Origin of the sequence: Marinobacter sp. (assembly GCF_040882185.1) — a bacterium.
Taxonomy (GTDB): Bacteria; Pseudomonadota; Gammaproteobacteria; order Pseudomonadales; family Oleiphilaceae; genus Marinobacter.
On sequence record NZ_JBBEBW010000006.1, the window covers coordinates 1 to 20,216 of the forward strand.

The 20,216-nt window shown below is 52.0% G+C and carries 21 protein-coding genes; 8 read left to right on the top strand and 13 right to left on the bottom strand.

Going from position 1 to position 20,216, the window contains the following annotated elements; translation table 11 throughout:
* Positions 1-308: 308 nt before the first annotated feature.
* The 11 genes from WEB64_RS05235 to WEB64_RS05285 form a co-directional block, all read right to left on the bottom strand.
* Positions 309-944, bottom strand: a complete 636-nt coding sequence (locus WEB64_RS05235; RefSeq protein WP_368061460.1) for an ANTAR domain-containing response regulator — start codon at positions 942-944, stop codon at positions 309-311.
* Positions 944-2,098: a transporter substrate-binding domain-containing protein gene (locus WEB64_RS05240; RefSeq protein ID WP_368061461.1), complete on the bottom strand. Its 1,155-nt coding sequence runs from the start codon at positions 2,096-2,098 to the stop codon at positions 944-946. Before WEB64_RS05240 ends, WEB64_RS05235 begins: the two co-directional genes overlap by 1 nt.
* Before the next feature lie 45 nt (positions 2,099-2,143).
* Positions 2,144-3,271 carry an AAA family ATPase gene (locus WEB64_RS05245; RefSeq protein WP_368061462.1) on the bottom strand — a complete coding sequence of 376 codons (1,128 nt, stop codon included), beginning with the start codon at positions 3,269-3,271 and terminating at the stop codon, positions 2,144-2,146.
* Positions 3,272-3,367: 96 nt separating this feature from the next.
* Positions 3,368-4,414: an aliphatic amidase gene (locus tag WEB64_RS05250; protein WP_368061463.1), complete on the bottom strand. Its 1,047-nt coding sequence runs from the start codon at positions 4,412-4,414 to the stop codon at positions 3,368-3,370.
* A gap of 77 nt (positions 4,415-4,491) precedes the next feature.
* Positions 4,492-5,187 (bottom strand): urea ABC transporter ATP-binding subunit UrtE, encoded by a 696-nt coding sequence (gene urtE / locus WEB64_RS05255; protein ID WP_368061464.1) that lies wholly within the window; start codon positions 5,185-5,187, stop codon positions 4,492-4,494.
* Positions 5,180-5,929: an urea ABC transporter ATP-binding protein UrtD gene (gene urtD, locus WEB64_RS05260; RefSeq protein WP_368061465.1), complete on the bottom strand. Its 750-nt coding sequence runs from the start codon at positions 5,927-5,929 to the stop codon at positions 5,180-5,182. The genes urtE and urtD overlap by 8 nt, the downstream gene beginning before the upstream one ends.
* Positions 5,930-7,060, bottom strand: coding sequence for an urea ABC transporter permease subunit UrtC (urtC, locus tag WEB64_RS05265; RefSeq protein ID WP_368061466.1), 1,131 nt, complete (start codon positions 7,058-7,060; stop codon positions 5,930-5,932).
* Positions 7,061-7,072: 12 nt separating this feature from the next.
* On the bottom strand, positions 7,073-7,942 hold the full coding sequence (urtB, locus tag WEB64_RS05270) for an urea ABC transporter permease subunit UrtB (RefSeq protein WP_368061467.1): 870 nt from the start codon (positions 7,940-7,942) through the stop codon (positions 7,073-7,075).
* A gap of 96 nt (positions 7,943-8,038) precedes the next feature.
* Positions 8,039-9,283, bottom strand: coding sequence for a transporter substrate-binding domain-containing protein (locus WEB64_RS05275; RefSeq protein ID WP_368061468.1), 1,245 nt, complete (start codon positions 9,281-9,283; stop codon positions 8,039-8,041).
* Between the two features lie 536 nt (positions 9,284-9,819).
* Positions 9,820-10,158, bottom strand: coding sequence for a hypothetical protein (locus tag WEB64_RS05280; protein WP_368061469.1), 339 nt, complete (start codon positions 10,156-10,158; stop codon positions 9,820-9,822).
* Between the two features lie 62 nt (positions 10,159-10,220).
* Positions 10,221-11,135 (bottom strand): LysR substrate-binding domain-containing protein, encoded by a 915-nt coding sequence (locus tag WEB64_RS05285; RefSeq protein WP_368061470.1) that lies wholly within the window; start codon positions 11,133-11,135, stop codon positions 10,221-10,223.
* Positions 11,136-11,279: 144 nt separating this feature from the next.
* On the opposite strand from WEB64_RS05285, the gene WEB64_RS05290 reads away from it, so the two are divergent.
* Positions 11,280-12,338, top strand: coding sequence for an SDR family oxidoreductase (locus WEB64_RS05290; RefSeq protein WP_368061471.1), 1,059 nt, complete (start codon positions 11,280-11,282; stop codon positions 12,336-12,338).
* Positions 12,339-12,383: 45 nt separating this feature from the next.
* Here WEB64_RS05290 and WEB64_RS05295 read toward each other — a convergent pair whose 3' ends face one another.
* Positions 12,384-13,508 carry a putative sulfate/molybdate transporter gene (locus WEB64_RS05295; protein WP_368061472.1) on the bottom strand — a complete coding sequence of 375 codons (1,125 nt, stop codon included), beginning with the start codon at positions 13,506-13,508 and terminating at the stop codon, positions 12,384-12,386.
* Positions 13,509-13,623: 115 nt separating this feature from the next.
* Complete coding sequence (locus tag WEB64_RS05300) at positions 13,624-14,508, bottom strand: substrate-binding domain-containing protein (protein ID WP_368061473.1); 885 nt, start codon at positions 14,506-14,508, stop codon at positions 13,624-13,626.
* Between the two features lie 117 nt (positions 14,509-14,625).
* Here WEB64_RS05300 and WEB64_RS05305 point away from each other — a divergent pair, with 117 nt between their 5' ends.
* The 7 genes from WEB64_RS05305 to WEB64_RS05335 all read left to right on the top strand — a co-directional run bounded on the left by WEB64_RS05305 (position 14,626) and on the right by WEB64_RS05335 (position 20,213).
* Positions 14,626-15,324, top strand: coding sequence for an ABC transporter permease (locus WEB64_RS05305; protein WP_368061474.1), 699 nt, complete (start codon positions 14,626-14,628; stop codon positions 15,322-15,324).
* Entirely contained in the window at positions 15,321-16,064 is a 744-nt protein-coding gene (locus tag WEB64_RS05310; protein WP_368061475.1) for an ATP-binding cassette domain-containing protein, read from the top strand. Before WEB64_RS05305 ends, WEB64_RS05310 begins: the two co-directional genes overlap by 4 nt.
* A 70-nt stretch (positions 16,065-16,134) precedes the next feature.
* Positions 16,135-16,941, top strand: coding sequence for a substrate-binding domain-containing protein (locus WEB64_RS05315; RefSeq protein WP_368061476.1), 807 nt, complete (start codon positions 16,135-16,137; stop codon positions 16,939-16,941).
* A gap of 65 nt (positions 16,942-17,006) precedes the next feature.
* Positions 17,007-17,876, top strand: coding sequence for a formate dehydrogenase accessory sulfurtransferase FdhD (gene fdhD / locus WEB64_RS05320; protein ID WP_368061477.1), 870 nt, complete (start codon positions 17,007-17,009; stop codon positions 17,874-17,876).
* Positions 17,869-18,456 carry a molybdenum cofactor guanylyltransferase MobA gene (gene mobA, locus WEB64_RS05325; protein WP_368061478.1) on the top strand — a complete coding sequence of 196 codons (588 nt, stop codon included), beginning with the start codon at positions 17,869-17,871 and terminating at the stop codon, positions 18,454-18,456. The genes fdhD and mobA overlap by 8 nt, the downstream gene beginning before the upstream one ends.
* Positions 18,453-18,959, top strand: a complete 507-nt coding sequence (gene mobB, locus WEB64_RS05330) for a molybdopterin-guanine dinucleotide biosynthesis protein B (protein WP_368061479.1) — start codon at positions 18,453-18,455, stop codon at positions 18,957-18,959. The genes mobA and mobB overlap by 4 nt, the downstream gene beginning before the upstream one ends.
* A gap of 6 nt (positions 18,960-18,965) precedes the next feature.
* Entirely contained in the window at positions 18,966-20,213 is a 1,248-nt protein-coding gene (locus tag WEB64_RS05335; RefSeq protein ID WP_368061480.1) for a molybdopterin-binding protein, read from the top strand.
* Positions 20,214-20,216 lie beyond the last annotated feature (3 nt).

A 20,216-nucleotide genomic window follows, 5' to 3' on the forward strand; every position in this document is an offset into this window, starting at 1 on the left:
GATAGAAACACTCCGATAATGTTTTTCCGCTGTCCCACTCAACCGCTTCATCAAGTCACTGTCAGGAGGTTCGTTCGTAACAATCGCAACGTAACCAGAAAACACGCCGCTCTGTAACAGCTCGAATAGGTCATGGGTGGTCATTGAAATGGGAGATTCCCGAGCATGCGGAGCCGTTTTATTTTCCTCAGCTTGACCCCGAGATCTGACTTCACATGCACCGATTTTAGGGGATGGTTACAGGGACAGGACAGTATAATATTATTACAAAGATCCTCTGCAATGAGTTTAAAGGGCATAAAAGGCCTTTAATCCCCACGTTCCTCACCGTCTAAATTCTTTTTCGCTATAAAATTACTCAGCAAAGCATTAGATTCGATAATCAATTGCACCACTTCCGCGATTGTTTTTCGTGAAGCCATAGCTTGATGCCTGATTGCTTTATAAGCTTGATCTTCACTAAGATCATGAATTTGCATCAATACTATCTTTGCTTCATTCATTTTATGACTATTTTCTACTTTGTTTTTGAGTTTTGTTATAAGTTTTTCCTGTCTTTTATTTTGCTGCCAATTTCGCCGAGCAATAACAATACTACTAAGCACACCATAGGGTCTGACCGGCTTTGCAAGCACGCTGTCAACCTGTAGATCAATTAAATTCTGAAGAACAGAGGGACTTTCGTAACCCGCCATACCAATTAAGGTCGGGCGGTCTTCTGTAAGCATCAAATAATTATTGATACCCTCATGCGGTTTTTCACGCACCTCAATAAACGTTAAATCGGCTTTATCCGTGAAATTCCGAGGAGGAGGCCAGATAGCTTGAGCGCGACAGCCAATACGGTTGAGCTGCTGCAATAGCTCCTCCGCATCGCCATCTCTCGGGTGCAATACAAGGACATTTAGGACCCGCAAACGATCTATTATTTCATCATGTTCCATTAGTTAGTCCGTATTGGGGCGTTGGCCCAATCGTTCAAAGTTGGAACTGCCAAATATGGATCGGGCTTAATTGGCCTTATAGCTTCTCGCTCTAAACAATACTCACCGTCCCGCCCAACGCGAGCTATTCGAGACTGCAAGTAGGTGTGATTATTATCGGGATCAATTTTAATTCTACCTTGAGGAGCCTCAAACTCCGCGCCTCGCAACACTTTCCGGAGCTGATCTGCATCAGTAGACCCTGTCAGTCGCAAAGCATTAGCAAATAGGTGAACCTGTGAGTAAGCTGCCTCACAACAACTAGTAACCTCATCGGTAGAACCGAATTTCTGAGCGTATTTTTTCAAAAATTTCTCGTTCTCCTCGGTTTTTATGTTTCGAAAATATGGTGCGGCGGTGATATGTCCAGCAGAGGCGCCCCGCCCCATGATAGCGACCTCTGCCTCATTCGTAGTTAGACTGGCAATAGGCAACTTAAAACCATCGCCACCATTTTCATGGTACGCCGTATAAAAATTTACCGTCCCTGAACCAACTACTGTAGAAAAAATGACATCCGGAGAAACATGCTTAATGTCTCTTAGAATTCGATCAAAATCTCCGCATTGCGCTTCGAGACTCACATACTCTTCCGCCACGACCTCACCACCGCCTTGCCTTACGATATTTCTCATAACCCGATTGGACTCTCTCGGATAAATATAATCCGAGCCTACAAAATAAAATCGTGATCCGAAGTTTTCTAATAGATAAATTGCTAACGGAAGACTATTCTGGTTTGGCGCTGCACCACCGTATATTACGTTCGGAGAGTACTCGAACCCTTCATAAAGCGTAGGATAGAACAGAAAGGCATTCTGTCGCTCAATTACTGGAACAACTTCCTTTCGAGACGATGACATATAACATCCGAAGATCACATTCAATTCCGGGTTAGAAAGCATTTCTTCGGCAAGAACACGATATTTTGGAACATCAGAGGCCGGATCCATAATAATTGGCAATATTTTCCGACCTTCTATTCCCCCAGCTTGATTGATCTCATCTATCGCCAATAACGTGCCTTTCAGCTGTGTTTTTTCAATAATAGATGTAACACCTGTTTGGGAGAACAATACACCGACAGTCCATGGCTTCAAAGATTTATTTTCCATGTAAGCTCTCCGCCTTGAGGCTTCGAATTAAATTTTTGGTGAAAGCTAGTCAGTACTCTTTATCTCTTTTTCAAAAACTGTTTTTCTATCTATATAACGCATTATAAACGTTGTTACCGACTTCCAGCTGTCTGGTTCCGGGACATACTCAGTTAACAAATGCTCTGCAAACGGCACCTCTACCTCTGAACGTATCGTTCTACGTAAAGCGCGTGCGCCATATTGTCGATCGAAACCTTTTGTCGCAAGGTAAAAGGCAACATCTTCTGATAATTCCAGTCGACAGTCGTGTTTGATTAGGCGTCGATTCAGGCGCTCGATTTCTAATGTTATAAGCTCTTTGACCAGCTCCTTTTCTATCCAATTAAATACGGTTATATTATCAATTCTGTTTATAAATTCTGGAGAAAAGTGATCGTTCAGTTTTTTTCGCAGGACGGCATTAAGTTTTTGTTTTCGAGTTCTGCTGGATCCCGGCCAAAAAGCCCGCCATCCACTAGGCGCTTCATGATTCTGGATCTCACGTGCACCGAGATTACTAGTCATAAAAACTAACGTATTTCTGAAACTGTATGTCCGTTCTCCAGATGCGACCGTCAATTGACCATTATCGAAAACATTCAGCAAAGCCTGCGCTACTTGAGGGCTTGCCTTTTCGATCTCATCGAAAAGCACAATTCCTGGTTTGCCGAGTGTGCCTTCAATTACTTCTTGATCTAATATTGTCTTACCTTCCTTCGCGCCCACATAACCAGGGGGGGCGCCCGTTAATGCAGCCGCGTAATGTTCTTGTGATAGAGTATTCATATCAACTCTACAATAAGCATCAGCATCGCCATGAAGGCCTCGGGCCAGGGCTCGCACGGTCTCAGTTTTACCAACACCTGTCGGCCCCAGGAATAATGCCGTAAAAGGAGGACGACGTGGGTCCGCAATATCCGCTCTCACAACTTTTAACATACTTTCGATAGCATCAAGCGCTTGAGACTGGCCCCGGACCTCGTGTCGAACCGTCTTCATGATCTCATTAATATCAAAACGATATCGGGTGGTAATACCCGGCTGGGGACTAGGTTCGTCTGGTGATACTGGTTTCTGGTTTTCGGTTGCCATTGCCTGACTATCTGTATTTTTCCGTTCAACAGAGTCAAGCATGTCATTGAGAAAAGGCATAGCTGCACCCCATAAGGATCAAATTCTGGACGACAGCAATGCCGTCCAGAATTTTTGGCGCCTGTAACAATTTACAGACCGGACTATTCACCCCAATCAACTTCCAGCTTCTTTTTCCTTTCCTTCATATGGCAAACTTCCCACAGGGCACTGAGCTACCCCAGACGTGCTTCGGGTCATTTCTTCAACATTTTCCTGAGCTTTTTTCGCATCGGTCACCCAGGTCTTGTAAAACTCAAAGGGACACTCTGCTAACCCTTTTTCATCGTCTCCACTAGCCTGCATCCCGGTGTAACCGCGATGCAAAAGCTTAAACAGATGATTCTGTGATTGATCATTTTTACGAGCATCCCGAATCTGTGAAATGGAAAGCTGACCGTACTGGATTCCCATTTCCTCTTCACCACACTCACCCAGAGTACGACCATCAAAACCAATTACTGCAGAATGCCCAAAGTAACTATAAACTCCATCAAAACCAGCTGCGTTGGCAACAGCAACATAGCTATTGTTGGCCCACGCCATTGTTTTCGACATCATCACCTGTTGTTCTTTTGCGGGGTACATATAGCCCTGACAACGCACGATCAGCTCTGCACCTTTCATCGCGCAGTCACGCCAGATCTCTGGATAATTACCGTCGTCACAGATGATCAAGCTTACCTTCATTCCCTTAGGGCCTTCGCTTACATAGGTTTGGCCACCGGGATACCAGGCTTCAATGGGAACCCAAGGTATAACTTTGCGGTATTTTTGTACGATTTCACCTTTGTTGTTCATCAAAATTAGAGTGTTGTAAGGATGCTTTTTCGGGTGCTCTTCGTGGCGCTCCCCGGTAAGAGAAAATATGCCCCAAGTATTTGCTTTCCGACAGGCTTGAGCAAAAATCTCTGTTTCATCACCGGGAATCGTTGTGGCCGTTGCCATCATCTCATCCTGATCGTACATAATGCCGTGGGTGCTGTACTCAGGGAATATAACCAGGTCCATTCCTGGTAGCCCTTTCTTCATACCAACAACCATATCGGCAATATTTTGAGCATTCTCCAGCACCTGCGCTTTGGTATGTAGCCGTGGCATTTTGTAGTTAACAACGGCTACGCCTACAGTATCGTCACTGCTTGAAATGTCACCATGTCGCATTGTAATACTCCTTTAGAGCGTTTAAAGATAATAGGCGGACAGCTTGTGTCCTGGTGAAATGGCATCAAGCCACCTCTTTAAATGGCAAGGTACTGATCAATCACTTTGCTGGTCAGTTCCTCACCCTTGCCGCGCAACGCCACCCGCCCTTTGTCTAAAAGCACGAACGAGTCCGCGGTTTGGCGTACAAATCTGGTATTCTGTTCTACAAGCACGATAGTTAAGCCCATTTCTTGATTGAGCTTGCGGATCACGCCCTCTATCTGCTGCACAATGTTTGGCTGAATGCCTTCAGTAGGTTCATCTAAAAGCAGGATTTTGGGATTCATTGCCAATGCACGCCCAATGGCTAGCTGTTGTTGCTGGCCCCCCGAAAGGTCTCCCCCGCGACGATCAATAAAATCCCAGAGCATTGGAAATAATTCGAAGATATGTTCTGGTATACGGCGCGATTTGTCGCCCCGCGAAAACATACCCATCAGCAGATTTTCCCGAACGGTAAACCGGGGAATCACCTCTCTCCCTTGCGGGATGTAAGCAATACCAGCAGCTGCGCGTTCAGGCGTAGAAATGCCTAAAAGATTCGAAGAATTGAATGAAAGCATTCCTTTGGCGTGATCGGTGAGTCCCATGATGGTGCGGAGCAGAGTTGTTTTTCCGACACCATTTCTGCCAACAATGCCGAGGAATCCACCTTCCTCAATCTGAAAATCAATGTCCTGCAAAATCGGACTTTTCCCGTAATAGGAATAAAGAGCTTTAGCCTCAAGCATGATCGTCGTCTCCTACGTCAGCGAGATAGGCTTCCCGCACAGCGGCATTCGCCTCAATTTCAGCGATATTCCCCTCAGCCAGTAACGAGCCACTGTCCATTACCGTCACGATATCAGCGATATCTCGAACAAAAGCCATATCGTGCTCCACCACAATCATGGTGTGATCTCCTTGTAACTCGCGGAAAAGCGCAGCTGTCTGGTTCGTTTCTTGTATCGTCATCCCAGCAGTTGGCTCGTCCATCAGAATCACCCGGCAGTCCTGCATCAGGAGCATCGCGAGTTCCAACCACTGGGTTTGACCATGCGAGAGATTCTCTGCCTTGGTAAACATTTCACTTTCCAGACCAACCAATGAAAGTACCTCCCGAATTCGACCTCTTATGGGCGTACGGAAAATACGAAGTGTACTGGCGATGCCGGGTCTGTCTGATCGTCCTATTTCAAGATTCTCTATAACATTCAATTCTTTAAATACCGTCGGCGTTTGGAACTTTCTACCAACTCCGGCACGAGCTCGCTTAAATTCCTGTAAATGAGTGATATCTCTATCAGCTAGCAATACTCGTCCGGAGGTCGGCTTTGTTTTACCGCATATCAAATCAAGCGTGGTCGATTTACCTGCACCATTGGGGCCTAAAAGACATCTGAGCTCACCATCACGTACATGCAAATTGAGCTCATTGACCGCAACCAGGCCACCAAAACTAACCGTAAGTTTTTCTAGTGTTAAAGCAGCCATTTATTTTTCTCCACCTTGTTTAATAACAGTTCCAGAGTTGCTTTCTTTAACACTTGTTTTCGCCACTATTGATCTCGTTCTGAAATAAGCCTCCAATTTTTCCCGAAAATCCATCACAATTCCGAAAAGCCCTCTTGGTAAAAAGAGCACTACAGCAATAAATACCACACCTAGAATAAGTGTCCATTGATCGAAAAATAGATCTGAAAGTCTACCTTCCGCCATATTCACACCGATGCCGCCAAGAGTCGCAGCTACAATAGATTCTCGTCCGCCTACTGCTGCCCATATTACAAAGGCAAGACTCAGCGATAAGCCCATATAGGTAGGTGAGGCGAATTCGAGTACCATCGCATATAACATACCTGCAACACCGGCTATTCCTGCAGACGTGGAAAATGCCAGGATTTCATATGTAGCTACGTCATACCCGAAAAAACGCACTCGTTCGGGATTGGCTTTAATAGCTCTTAGCACAAGACCTGCTTTACTTCGAACCAGCAATAGACCTAACGAAAGAATTACCAATAAACAGCCCGCCACAAGATAATAAAAAGCCATCGTATATATATCCACCGTCCAACCGAATAGTTCCAAAGCTGCTAATCCGGTAAGGCCATTCTGGCCGCCTGTGAATCGTTGTTCGTCGATCATCCAAAGCTGGACAGCGAGCATCAGCGATAAAGTTATAATCGCAACGAAGACACCAGTTATTCGTCCTCTGAACATAAATCCGCCAATCAGGGCGGCGATTGCCACGGGTACCAAAACACCAGCAGCAAGCGTAAATCCTACTGAGTGAAACGGCTCCCAAAACCAGGGTAACTCCTCCATATTTGTCCAAACCATAAAATCTGGCAGTCCCCCAGCTTGGGAACTACTTGCTTTAAGCTTCAAATGCATCGCCATGATGTAACCGCCAACCCCAAAGGTTAGGGCCTGACCGAGATTTAACAGTCCAGCCGTTCCCCAAGATAAGGCAAGTGCTGCTGCCACCATCCCTAAAGCCAAATAGCGCGCGTAGCTATTCAATTCATAGCCGCTGTAATCAACCATCCATGGCATTACTAAGAGGATGAATACCGCAAACAGCGCATACCCTACGCAATCTATGGAGAAACCTTTATTCATAACAAATTCTCCTTAGCGCCGAACCGTGTCGGGGAATAGTCCTTGCGGACGAAACCGGATTAAAACAATCACACCAAGTAGAATTAGAATTCGACCCGTAGTGTCGTTAAACCAATAAGAAAGCCAAGCTGTGGCTTCTCCAATCATTAAAGCTGAGGCTGCAGTACCTGCGATACTACCAACACCCCCAACTATGACGACAAGAAAAGCGTCGACGACTAATTCCGTACCCATAGTCGGCGTAACACTCACAAACGGCGTTATAAGTGCACCTGCAACGGCCGCAAGACCTGCGCCATAAGCAAACGTCATTGCGTAAATACGACTTGAACTAACCCCGTAACATTCAGATATTTCTTTATTTTGAATGACAGCTCTTAGCTTTGATCCAAACTCCGTTCGATATAATAGGTACCAAGTAGCACCTAGAATGAAAATTGAAAATCCGATAATAAATAGTCGATAATATGACATATGAACACCGGCAATAATCAGATTACCTTCCAGGAATTCAGGGCGACCTACATAACGTGAATCTGAGCCCAAAAATTGTCTGACTAGTTGTTCAAGTACAATACCAATACCCCAAGTCGCAAGAATGGTATCCAATGGACGTTGGTAAAGTCTTCGGATGATCGTTCGTTCAATAAGGAGCCCCAATATTCCGCCAGCAATAAATATTAGAGGTAATCCGACAATAATGCTGAATCCATACTCACTCTGAAGAAACCAAGCTATATAAGCTCCTACCATTACAAACTGACCATGCGCTAAATTAATGACACCCATGGTTCCATATATAATGGCCAGCCCCAGCGCAATCATGAGCAGAATCGAAGTCAAACTTAGACCAATGAATATCTCATTAAGTAATGAACCCATCGAGCTCTCCTATTAGACAAACTCTGCGGATCCATTACCCTTCCCTGGGTAGCTGTATCCAAGCGAGCCGTTATAAATATTCGGAAATGGGGTCTATCAAACTTCTTGAAGCCCGTCGGCCGTACACGTCTGGTCTTCATAGGCCCAATACGGCTCAGGAGCCACACGACTCTTGGAGTCCTGTAGAACCTTGGCTTGCCCATCTGATTGCCACTGTCCAATTTTTGGCCACAGATGAGTGTGTAGATTGCCATCGATTTCTATCTCCCCCTGAGGTGCCATAAAGCGTTGCCCAACCGCGGCATTCCTTATGGCAGAGGGAGTCAATTCCTCAGATCCAAGAGCTTCCACTGCTGCTTTGAACTGATACACCTGGAAATAGGCTGCCTCATTAACGAAATGGGTCACCTGATCCTTTCCGTATTTTTTTAGGTAGGCTTCCACAAACTTTTCATTTTCAGCCGACTGGTGGCCCATGAAATAGGGGGCTGACGAAAAGTGGCCAGCTGCCGCCTCGCCGCCGATAGCCTTAACCTCAACTTCAGACCGAGTAAGACTCGCCACTGGCATTTGTTCAGGGTCTAAACCTCCGCTGTGGTATTCCCTCTGGAAAGCAACGTCTGAATCACCAACCAAAGTGCAAAAGATAACGTCTGGTTTCTCACGGCGAATACGGCTTACGATGGAACTGAAACTGTCGTGACCCAATGGGACGTACTCCTCATTCACTACTTCCCCACCAATGTCCTTGAGAATTTTGCGAGCCACATTATTTTCTTCTCTTGGGTACACATAATTATTTCCAAGCAGATAAAACCGCCCACCGAATTTTTCTTTCAACCAGGGAACGAAATCCTGTTGCTGTTGATTAGGGACGGCGCCTCCATACATAACATTGCGAGAGCATTCGCGGCCTTCATACAGTGTTGGATACCAATAGAGATTGTCCTGGCCTTCGACAACCGGCAGAACTGCTTGGCGACTGGCCGAAGTATAGGAACCAAAAATAGAAACCACTTTATCTCGCCGAACTAGTCGATTCGCGCGGTCTGCAAAGGTGGCTGGGTCAGAAGCGGGGTCCTCAACAAAAGGGCGGATTTTTCGGCCATTAATACCGCCACTATCGTTAATTTCTTCGATCGCCATCATGCAGGCGTCGTGCAATGTACTTTCAACCACTGCAACCGCACCGGTCTTGGAAAACAAGACTCCTACCGGAATATCATTACCTGCAGCCCAAGCAGCATTGCGACCGGTCCAAATACCAGGAAATCCACCCAGTCCTGTCACACCAGCTACGCCACCCATGGCTAGTCCTTTTATCAAGTCACGTCGTTTCATTTCCAAATCCTCCAGAACAATATTTTTTCTTCGGAATCAATCTTTAAGATGAATTCCACTTTTTTTTGACAAAAAAAAGCCCCCCTTGCCAAACCTTTCGGTTTAAACATGGGGGGCTGCGATGCCCGTTGTAGTGTTCTCGCCAAACGTCAACTTTGACTTCGGCTAATGCTTATTTACTAAGGCACATGAATAAATTTTTGTCAAACTCAGAGCGATAATCCAGTCAGGAAAAAGATTTTGCATCCAAATGGCTTGCGGAATAACGCTGTGCGCGAAAGGCACTCAGAACCCCTTCACTTCCATCGCTCAGTGTAGTGTCCAAAGCAGCTTAGGAGCACCGATCGAATGTCCACTTTCCGGACAGAAAACGCTTATCAGCCTTGTGCCCACAATTGGTGTTAATTGGTCAAAATGTTGATATATCGGCATTTTTAATACAATTTATTTTGATATAAGTGATTGATTGTGCCGATTTTTGGTCAATGAAGACCGCTTTCTATCGGGTAGTAGCGGTGCCCTTCGGAGCAGAGGTCTCAGGTTCGAACCTGACGGGTCGTCTGATCGTAAGCCTTGATGAGAACATTACCAAGCAGATTATAGGCGTAGGTGCCTACCAACGTTGCCTGTCCTGCACCCGGTTGCATGATTCCGGCAACTGCAAAACCCTTTATAACCTTCAGGCTTGCGTGATCCATGGCGTACCCTCCCGCAGCATTGAATGCCCGGGCAAGGTCCATGATATGCGTCTTCTGATCCGCCAGAAATTCGTTGCGATCCCTGATCCGATTAATCATCGCCTGCGCCTTCTCATCGTCCGGGCCAATATAGACTTGCCGATACCCCCGCCCCAGCTCACGGAACTGGAAGTACACGTACGGTTTCTTTTTGACGGTCTTTCTGATGAATGACCCACCGGTTCGTCTCATGGGGTCAGCTACCCCCAGGGCGCAATTGGCGGCACCGCCTCGAACAGATAGTCCATGAAGGCTCGCACCTTGCGTGCTCTGAGTCGGCGTTCTGGGGTCAGCACATAAAGCTCGCGACGGCCGGGCATGACCTCGGCGCGCCATGCCTCGAGCAGTGCCATCAAAGCACCTCCGGCAAGTTCCTCGGCGATCAGCCAGGTGGGAAATATGACCAGCCCCTGACCAAGTATTGCCGCCCTTACCAGGCTCTCGGCGTCGTTGCTTACGAGGCTGCCGTCGACTTCGTAAGCCACTTCCTTTGACGCCTCACTGTGCTGGAAATACCAGCGCTGGCGGCCCAGCTCGCCCTGGTAGATCAGGCAGTCATGTACTGCAAGCGCCTCGGGGGTCTCCGGCGCTCCCTGTCTTGCCAGATAGGCTGGTGATGCGGCGACGACGTAGTTCATAGCCGCTAGCCGTCGTGCCACCAACGAGGAGTCGGACAGATTACCGACCCGGAAGGTGATGTCATGACCTTCGCGCACCGGATCGACAACACGGTCGTTCAATTGCAGTTCTGCCTTGATGCCCGGATAACGGCGTTGAAAACCATGGAGCAAGGGCACAATCTGGCGCTGGCCGAAGGCGACTGGTGCATTGATGCGCAATACGCCAGCGGGTTCCGCCTGTGGTTGATTCAGCGCTTCGGTTGCCATATCCAGGCGTTCGAGAATGTCACGCACCTCTTCATAAAAGCGCCAACCCGCCTCGGTCAGGGAGACGGCACGGGTGTGCCGGTAGAACAGCGGTTGCCCCACCGCTTCCTCCAATCCGCGAATCTGTCGCGAGATGGACGATACCGCGCGATGGAAATGATGCGCGGCGGCAGTGAAGCTACTGGTGGCAGCGACGCGTTCGAATACGCGTAAGGCGTTAAGATCCATCCCTTTGAATTGTCCTATGTTGCGTTTGATGCAATAAAGATTTGCGATAATTTCGATTGTAGCAACGATTGGCCTCGACCAGACTGCTTTTATCGATCTGGCGTGAAGCCGGAGTTTGTCGAACCCTCAAGAAGGACACCAATCATGCTTAAAGGCACAGCCCTCGTTGTAGGCGCTACTGGTATTACCGGCGGCAATCTGTGTTCCTATCTGGTCGCCAGCGGATGGACCATCTACGGTCTGTCACGCCGTCCCACCAATCAGAGCGGCGTCATTCCCGTTGCCGCCGATCTGCTGGACAAGTCCGCCACCGAGCAGGCGCTTGTTGACCTGCCGATTACTCATGTCTTCTACTGCACCTGGATTCGTCGCCATAACGAGAAGGCCAACGTCGAAGCTAACAGCACAATGATGCGTAACCTGTTCGAGGCGCTCGATAGCGATAACCTGGAGCATGCCTCGCTGGTGACCGGCACAAAACAGTATCTGGGATCGTTCGAGGCTTACGGAAGTGGACGTATCGAAACCCCGTTCCGCGAGTCCGAGCCGCGGGTACCGGGGGAAAACTTTTACTACGCGTTGGAAGACGTGCTGTTCGAAGCCGCCAATCGTCACGGGTTTGCCTGGAACGTGCATCGTCCGCACACCGTGGTCGGCTATGCACTCGGCAACGCCATGAACATGGGCACCACAATTGCCGTCTACGCGTCGATCTGCAAGGCGACCGACCAGCCATTCGTGTTTCCGGGTTCACAAACCCAGTGGAACGCGCTGACCGACATGACCGATGCGCTCGTTCTGGCGCGACAAATGGAGTGGGCGGCAACAACGCCGGGGGCGGCCAATCAGGCCTTTAATACCGTTAATGGCGACGTCTTCCGCTGGCGCCGCATGTGGCGCGAGATCGGCGAATATTTCGATCTTGAGGTGGCGGACTGCCCCGAGACGCCCCAGCCACTGGAGAATCAGATGGCTGGCGCAGACTCGACCTGGAGGGAAATTGCCGAAAAGCACGATCTGATAGAGCCGGACGTCGGCAAGCTGGCTTCCTGGTGGCACACCGACGCCGATCTGGGCCGCGATCAGGAGTGCGTCAACGACACCACCAAGTGCCGCGACTTTGGCTTCGATCATTTCCGTGAGACCCGCGGTGCTTTTATTGATCTATTTGATCGCCTGCGCGCCGAGAAGATCATTCCCTGAACCATCCTGACAGAGGCGGAGGCGGCCCTGGGTAATGACTGCTCTCTAAGCAATCTTTTGTCTACGCACCCAGGCAGCCCGAATAGCTTCCGCAGCCACCCCTGCTAAAAAGCCGAAGAGTGGATCGGCCCAGGCAGTAACCAGCGCTGTTATTGCAATGACAGGCCAGCAAGACAGTTTGGCTGTCCTGAGACGCTTGCTCAAGGCAAGCTCGACTGCGGCCACCAACAACAAGGCCCCAAGACCAGCCGTTGGAATTGCCGCAATGAATGAAAGGCCGCCCGGTATCAAAGCGATCATGAGCAAGCCTGTTCCTAGCATAACGGGAGCCATGCCGGTGCGAGCCCCGAAGCGGTAGTGCGCCGCTAAACCACCCGCTCCGTGACACATAGGCAATGCGCCAAGCGGCACCATAAAGAGGTTGGCCAGCCCGGTACTCACCGAAAGCCGGGCTGGCGAAACGCGACGAGATTGTTCGCCGAAGTAATCCTCTGTCATTAGCGCGGTCAGAAAGATGGCATTGGTTAACGTGAGGGCTAACTGAGGCAATACCAACATTGAAAACCCCTGTTGCCAGTCGTTTAGTCCCGGCAGCTCAGGCAACGAGAACGTAACCGGATTGGTGATATGAAGCGTCGGTCCTGGTGCCCCGATCAACACACCGACTACGACTGACACGCAAAGCCCTATTAACGCTGCTGGCCAGTTCGGCAATATTTTCAGGGTTATTATCAGCACCGCCAAAGTGATTACCCCCACCGGCAACGACGTGGCCATCAAACCTATGCTCATGCTGGCCAGTAACAGCCCCAACCCTAGTTGGAGGCCGCTTAAAATCGATCCCGGTACGAGACGTGCCACCCGATTAATCCAGCCGGTTGAGCCCAACAACAGCAATATCGCTCCGATCAGCACGCCACTTGCCACCAGGCTTTCCGTACTCACCTGGGTAGTGAGCAACAGGGCAGTAACCGCTTTCATGGGCTGTACCGGTATCGGCAGACGATAGTAGAGTCCGGTTGCGATGTAGAACACGGCAAACCCTAGCAGTAGGGGTACCGGGGCTAATCCTGCCAACCCGATAGCCCCAAGGCTCAGTGGCAGCAATGTGCCTAAATCGCCCAGTGCCCCGCTGGCATCCTTCACTAGATGTTTTTGGATTGAAGGCATGCAGGTTCCTCAGTAATGCACTTATATATCAGGGAGCCTCTGATAAACTCCTGGATCGCCTCTGGCTTTCAGAGCCCGCAGAGACGATTCAGGAGTTTATCAGAGGCTCCTTAGCTTAAGCGTTATATACCACTTGTCCCAACTCGCTGATATCGTAGCCGCCCAGCGCCTTGGCGCGCTGCGCGAAGCGCTCGCTACGGGCAAACGCCTGCAAGCGCTGCAGGGCCGGTTCAAAGTAGTAACGCCGACGCATGGCGAGGTCAAAATACTCCTGTTGCAACGGAATAAAGGCCAGCCCCTGGCGCCGCGCAGCCGCCTCGATCCCCACGCCGATATCCGCTTCACCCTGGCGAATGGCCAGGGCGAGGTCATCCTCGCTAAGCGACGGGTTCGCAGCCCACGTAAGTTGCTTGGCGTCGATGCGGTGACGCTCCAGCAAGCTTTGCAGCAAGTGGCTGACGCCGGCGTCGGGCTGACGATACGCGAGACGTATGCCAGGGCGGGCTATATCCTCTAACCGTGTCAGGCGATGAGGGTTATCGGTGGCTAAGAGAAGCCCCTGCTGGCGTTTCGCCCAGCGAATCAGCACTAGATCGCGCATTCCCCCCAACCCCAACGTCGGCGGGTCGTTGTAGCGCTGGCTTTCAGCGTGCCAGATGTGCATCCCTGCGAGCATGGCGCGTCCATCAAGTAGTCGGTGGACGCCATCGCCGCTGCCCTGACACAGCAGTGCCAGCTCCGCGCTGCTCTCTTTGATGGCCCACTCCAGCAGCGGATCCTGGCTACCCGCCAACACCGGCGGGGTCGGCGTACCTGCGGCGTCGTCCCCCTCCAGATGGTTCATCAACCACAGGTCGATACGCTGGCGTGGAAACAGAAGCTTTCCCGTCACCCGTACGCAGGGAATCACGCCCTGGCTGACCAGATCGTACACTTTGCGCTCTTTCAGGCGCAGATATTCGGCGACTTCTGCCGTGGTGAGGTTGGCGGGAAGCGGCATCGGTCTCTCCTGCTGTATGGGAAAAGCGCCAGACTGTTTTAAGCTGCATGTATTCCAGCAAGCTGTGCAAAGCGTAGTAGAAAGCGCCAGGATGCTCAATATTAAGGAGACGCAGCCGTGGAAAGTAATGCGTTTTATGTAGCGCTATCGCTACTGTTGAACCTGGACGCCACCCTATTTCAGATCGTGGCGCTTTCGCTGCAGGTCTCGCTTCTGGCGGTACTGATTGCGGCTGTGCTGGGGTTTCCGCTAGGCGCGGCGGTAGCGCTATGGCGTTTCCCCGGACGAGGCGGGGTGGTAGTTGCGCTCAATGCGCTGATGGGACTGCCTCCGGTTGTGGCCGGGCTAACCGTTTATTTGCTGCTCTCGCGGGCTGGGCCGCTGGGTGAGTGGGGGCTTCTGTTTACACCAAGCGCCATGGTGATTGCGCAGGTGGTGCTGGTGCTGCCGATTCTGGCCGCGCTTTCGCGCCAGAAGGTAGAGGAGCTTCTGGGTGAGTACCGCGAACAGTTTATTTCACTGGGTATGTCGCGCTCACGCATGATGCCCACCCTGCTGTGGGACGCCCGTTTTGCGCTATTGACCGTGCTGCTTGCCGGGTTCGGCCGCGCCAGCGCCGAGGTGGGTGCCGTGATGATGGTGGGCGGAAACATTGACGGTGTTACGCGGGTAATGACTACCGCCATCGTGCTGGAAACCTCCAAGGGCGACTTACCGTTGGCGTTAGGACTGGGAATCGTGCTCCTGGCGCTGGTGATGCTGTTCAATGCCGGCGCCTATGTATTGGGTGAAGTAGCCAAAAGGCGGATTGGATGACCTCTTTAAACGTACCGATTACCACCACACTTGCGCTTTTTCCGCCCCCGGCGCTACGCTTCGATGACGTCGCTTTCAGCCATCAGGGCAAGCAGTTGTTCGGGCCATGCTCATTCACTCTGAATGGGGCCGGTCCCACCCTTGTGATGGGGCCTAACGGAGCCGGCAAGAGCCTTTTGCTGCGACTGGCTCACGGCTTGCTTCCGGCCAATGAGGGGCGGGTGTCGTGGTCTGGCGAAGTACATCCCCGCCAGGCAATGGTGTTCCAGCGCCCAATACTTTTGCGCCGCTCAGCATTGGCCAATCTCACGCACGCGCTGGCCGTGAATAAAACTCCGGGCAAGGCGCGTAAAAAACTCGCCTGTGAAGCGCTTGCGCGTTTTGGCCTCACCGCCTGCACCGATACGCCCGCCCGCGTGCTTTCAGGCGGAGAACAGCAACGCCTTGCACTCGCGCGCGCCTGGGTGCTTTCCCCCGCGGTGCTGTTTCTGGATGAACCTACCTCCGCACTCGACCCCGCGGCGGCTAAAGCCGTAGAAGCCGCAGTTAAGGAGTTTCATCAGCAGGGTACGCGCATCGTGATGACCACCCACGACCTACATCAGGCCAAACGCCTCGCCGGGGATGTGCTGTTTCTTTCTGGCGGCAAAGTGCGTGAGCATACCCCCGCTGAATCCTTTTTTAACACCCCCGTCTCGCAAGAGGCGCAAGCGTTTATTGCGGGAGAGCTATACGAGTAGAGCGATTCTGAGGGCTTTGCCAAGTAGTTATTCAAGGAATGCCTTCAATACACTAATGGAGAATAACAAGATGAAAACACCATTAACGCTCCTACTTGCAGGTGTGACCACCATGGGCCTGGCGGCCAGCGCTTGCGCCGATGACTACATCACCCTGGCCTCGACAACCTCAACTGAGAACTCCGGGTTATTCAACGCCATCTTGCCGCAGTTCAAAAATGCCACCGATATCGAGGTGCGAGTGGTGGCGGTGGGTACCGGGCAAGCGTTCGAAATCGCCCGCCGCGGCGATGCCGACAGCCTCTTGGTGCACGACACCACCGGCGAGCAGCACTTTGTCGACAACGGATACGCCAGCGAGCGAGCCGATGTGATGTACAACGACTTCGTGTTGATAGGCCCGGCCGATGATCCGGCAAATGTCAGAGAAGCGCAAAGCGCCGCCGAAGCATTTGCGGCTATCGCAGAAGCCGAAGCGCCCTTTACCTCACGGGGCGATGACAGCGGCACCAATCGCGCCGAGTTGCGCCTGTGGGAAAACGCCGGTGTGGAACCCGTTGGCGGTTGGTACCGCGAACTCGGCAGCGGCATGGGGCCAACACTCAACACCGCCGCCGCCATGGATGCCTATGTGATGTCGGACCGCGCCAGCTGGCTGGTATTTGAAAACCGGCAGAACCTGACGCTGCTTTTTGAAGGCGACGAAGTGCTGTTCAACCAGTACGGAAGCTTGCTACTCTCCGAAGAAAAGCATCCGCACCTCAAGCACGATCTGGCTGGGCAGTGGCATAAGTGGCTTGTCTCCGAGCAGGGCCAACAAACGATTGCCGACTTCAAGGTGGACGGACAACAGCTATTTTTCCCGAATGCCAAGTAGGCTGATCTCTATCGCCTTTCATAGAGATTCCGATTAAAGGCGTCCCTTAAAGGGCTACAATAAAAATGATAATTACACCTCTTTTGCCGAATCCTACCGACCCTCGGCTATCCCGCACTGTTGAAGGAGTTGATGAAACCGGTCAATCGAAGTCAATCAGTGTGATCGAAGAACGTCCTCTGACTATCTATCTGAACAGCCAGGAGATCGTCACGGCAATGACCATCGGCGATCACCCGGAATATCTGGCCCTCGGTTTTCTCCTGAATCAGGGTATGCTCAAGGAGGCCGATCAGGTCACGAAGATTGATTACGATGAAGAGCTGGAAGTCGCGGTCGTCCGCACTGCAAATGTGACCGATGTAGAGGACAAACTTGAAAAGAAAACCCGGACCTCCGGCTGCGCAGTAGGCACTGTGTTTGGTGACATGATGGCGGGGCTCGACGGGCTGTCCTTGCCGGATACACCGGTGCACACCAGTACCTTTTACGACCTCTCGTATAAGATCAACCACACGCCCAGCCTGTATATGGAAACCGGTGCGATTCACGGCACTGCCCTGTGTCAGGGGCTTGAGGTTCTGGCTTACATGGAAGATGTCGGGCGCCATAACGCGGTCGACAAGATCGCAGGCTGGATGCACCTGAATGACATATCGGCGGCCGATAAAATCCTCTATACCACGGGGCGATTGACCTCCGAAATGGTGATCAAGACAGCCCTGATGGGCATACCCACCCTGATCAGCCGGTCAGGCTTTACGGCCTGGGGCGTCGACATTGCCCAGCAGGTCGGGTTGACGCTGATCGGGCGGATGCGAGGCAAGAAATTTACCTGCCTTAGTGGCCATCACCGCCTGGTGTTCGATCAGGATTTGTCGCAGGTTCCCGATGAAGATAAAAAATTGCGTCGGAAAGGGGCGAAGCATGACTGAATGCGCAGTGATTCTGGCGGGCGGCCAGGCAAACCGGATGGGCGGGGGTGACAAAGGACGATTGATGCTGGGTGATCGGTCATTGATCCAGCGTGTTGTCGATCGAATCACACCGCAGGTCGCCGCCGTAGTGTTGAATGCCAACGGCGACCTGAGCCGTTTTGATGATCTGGGTTTGCCCGTGGTAGCCGACTCGATCGCCGATTTTCCGGGCCCGCTGGCTGGTGTGCTCGCGGGCATGGATTGGGCTGCCGAACAGGGACATGCATGGCTGATCAGCGTCGCCGCGGATACCCCGTCGTTCCCTCTGGACCTGGCAGAACGATTGGCCGAATTCGATACCCCGGTGGTGCTGGCAGCCACACCTGATCCAGAACGTGGCCGCTTGCCCCAGCCGACGTTTGGCCGGTGGCAGGTCGCATTACGGCATGACTTGCGAGCCAGCCTGAATGACGGTGTGCGCAAGATTCGTCAGTGGACCCAGGCCCAGGGCGAGTCGCTGGCGCTGTTCGGCCCGGACGACTTTTTCAACATCAACACGCCGGAAGATCTGGCCTGGGCGGAGCAACACCTGAAGTGAATGTAATAGGCATTGTGGGCTGGAAAAACTGTGGAAAAACGACCCTGGCCAGCGCCCTGATTCGCGAGCTATCGAGCCGTGGTTTAACGGTTAACTCGATCAAGCATGCCCATCACGGCGTAGATGTGGACCAGCCCGGCACCGACAGCTACCATCATCGTGACGCTGGCGCCCGGGAAGTCATCCTGGCGGGTGGGCAGCGCTTTGCCATCATGCACGAACTGCGTGGCGCCGACGAGCCGACACTCGATGAGCTGTTGGCCCGGTTAGGCCCCTGCGACTGGGTTGTGGTCGAGGGATTCAAATCGCATTCACACCCCAAGATTGAAGTACACAGGCGAGCGTGCCTAAGTGGGCCACTGCACCCGGACGACCCCACTATCATTGCCGTGGCAACGGACTATGCTTCGGAGTTTGCGGGCGCCGGTTCTGATTTGGACCGTTTTGATTTAAACGATGCTCACGGAATAGCTGATTTTATTCTGAGTTCAGGAAAGCTATGAAAAGTTATGAACGAGCTGCGTAACGACTGTTTTGCCTTGCCCCCAGGGGTGAACTGGACGCCGGTGGACGAAGCCCTGGAGCGGTTACGTTCCCGCTTGCATCCAGTAGTGGGTGTGGATCGCGCTGTTCCGCTCTCCCAGATGAGTGACCGGATATTGGCGACTGATATTTATGCGCCCCGCGCCCATCCCCCCAGTAGCAATTCTGCAGTCGATGGCTATGCTTTTGCGGGTCCGTTAACCGAGGTGCCCTGCACCATGCCTCTTTTAGATGGCCGGAGCGCCGCCGGGGAGCCGTACACCGGCCATGTGCCTAAAGGCTACGCTATCCGGATTTTAACCGGTGCAGTAATACCTGCTGGCACTGATACAGTGGCCCTGGAAGAGGACTGCGAGGTCATAGACGGGCAGCTACATCTGAATGGCACGTTAAAAGCAGGATCCAATTCCCGTCAAGCGGGAGAAGACATCAAGGCAGAGGAGCGGATTCTCACAGCGTCTACCCACCTGACGCCTACCCAGATTTCCGTTCTCGCCAGTGTGGGTGTCGAGTCGGTCGATGTTTTTCAGCGGCTGCGAGTCGGCGTCTTATCAACGGGTGACGAAGTGAAACCAGTCGGTTCCACGGTCACCGACTGGCAGATCTATGACGCAAACCGCCCGATGCTGAGTGCTCTGGTGGCTCAGCTCGGCTATAAGTTGGTGGACCTGGGCCATGTGCTGGACCGTGCCGAGGACGTCAAAGCTGCCCTGGAGCGAGGCGCAAAGCAATGCGATTTGATCCTGACCAGTGGCGGTATCTCCGCAGGTGACGAGGATCATGTATCGAAAACGCTGAAAGCTCATGGTGACATCAGCAACTGGCGTATCGCGATCAAGCCGGGTCGCCCCCTGGCGTTGGCCATGTTTCAGGGAACGCCCGTGCTGGGGTTGCCGGGCAATCCGGTTGCCGCCTGGGTCTGCGCGCTGCGCTTTGGGGCGCCTGCAATGGCGCTACTGGCAGGGGCTGAATGGTTCGAACCCCAAGCCTATGTCCTGCCAGCAAACTTTACCAAGAACAAGAAGCCGGGGCGCAGCGAGATGTTGCGCGCACGGGTCCGTGATGGAAAGGTTGAGGTATTCGGCTCTGAGGGATCTGGCCGAGTGACCGGTCTGGCCTGGTCCGAGGGTTTGGTGGAACTGGATGAGAGCGCTCAGCAAATCGAGCCAGGAACTCCCGTGCGATTTATCCCCTACGGCAGCTTCGGGCTCTAATCC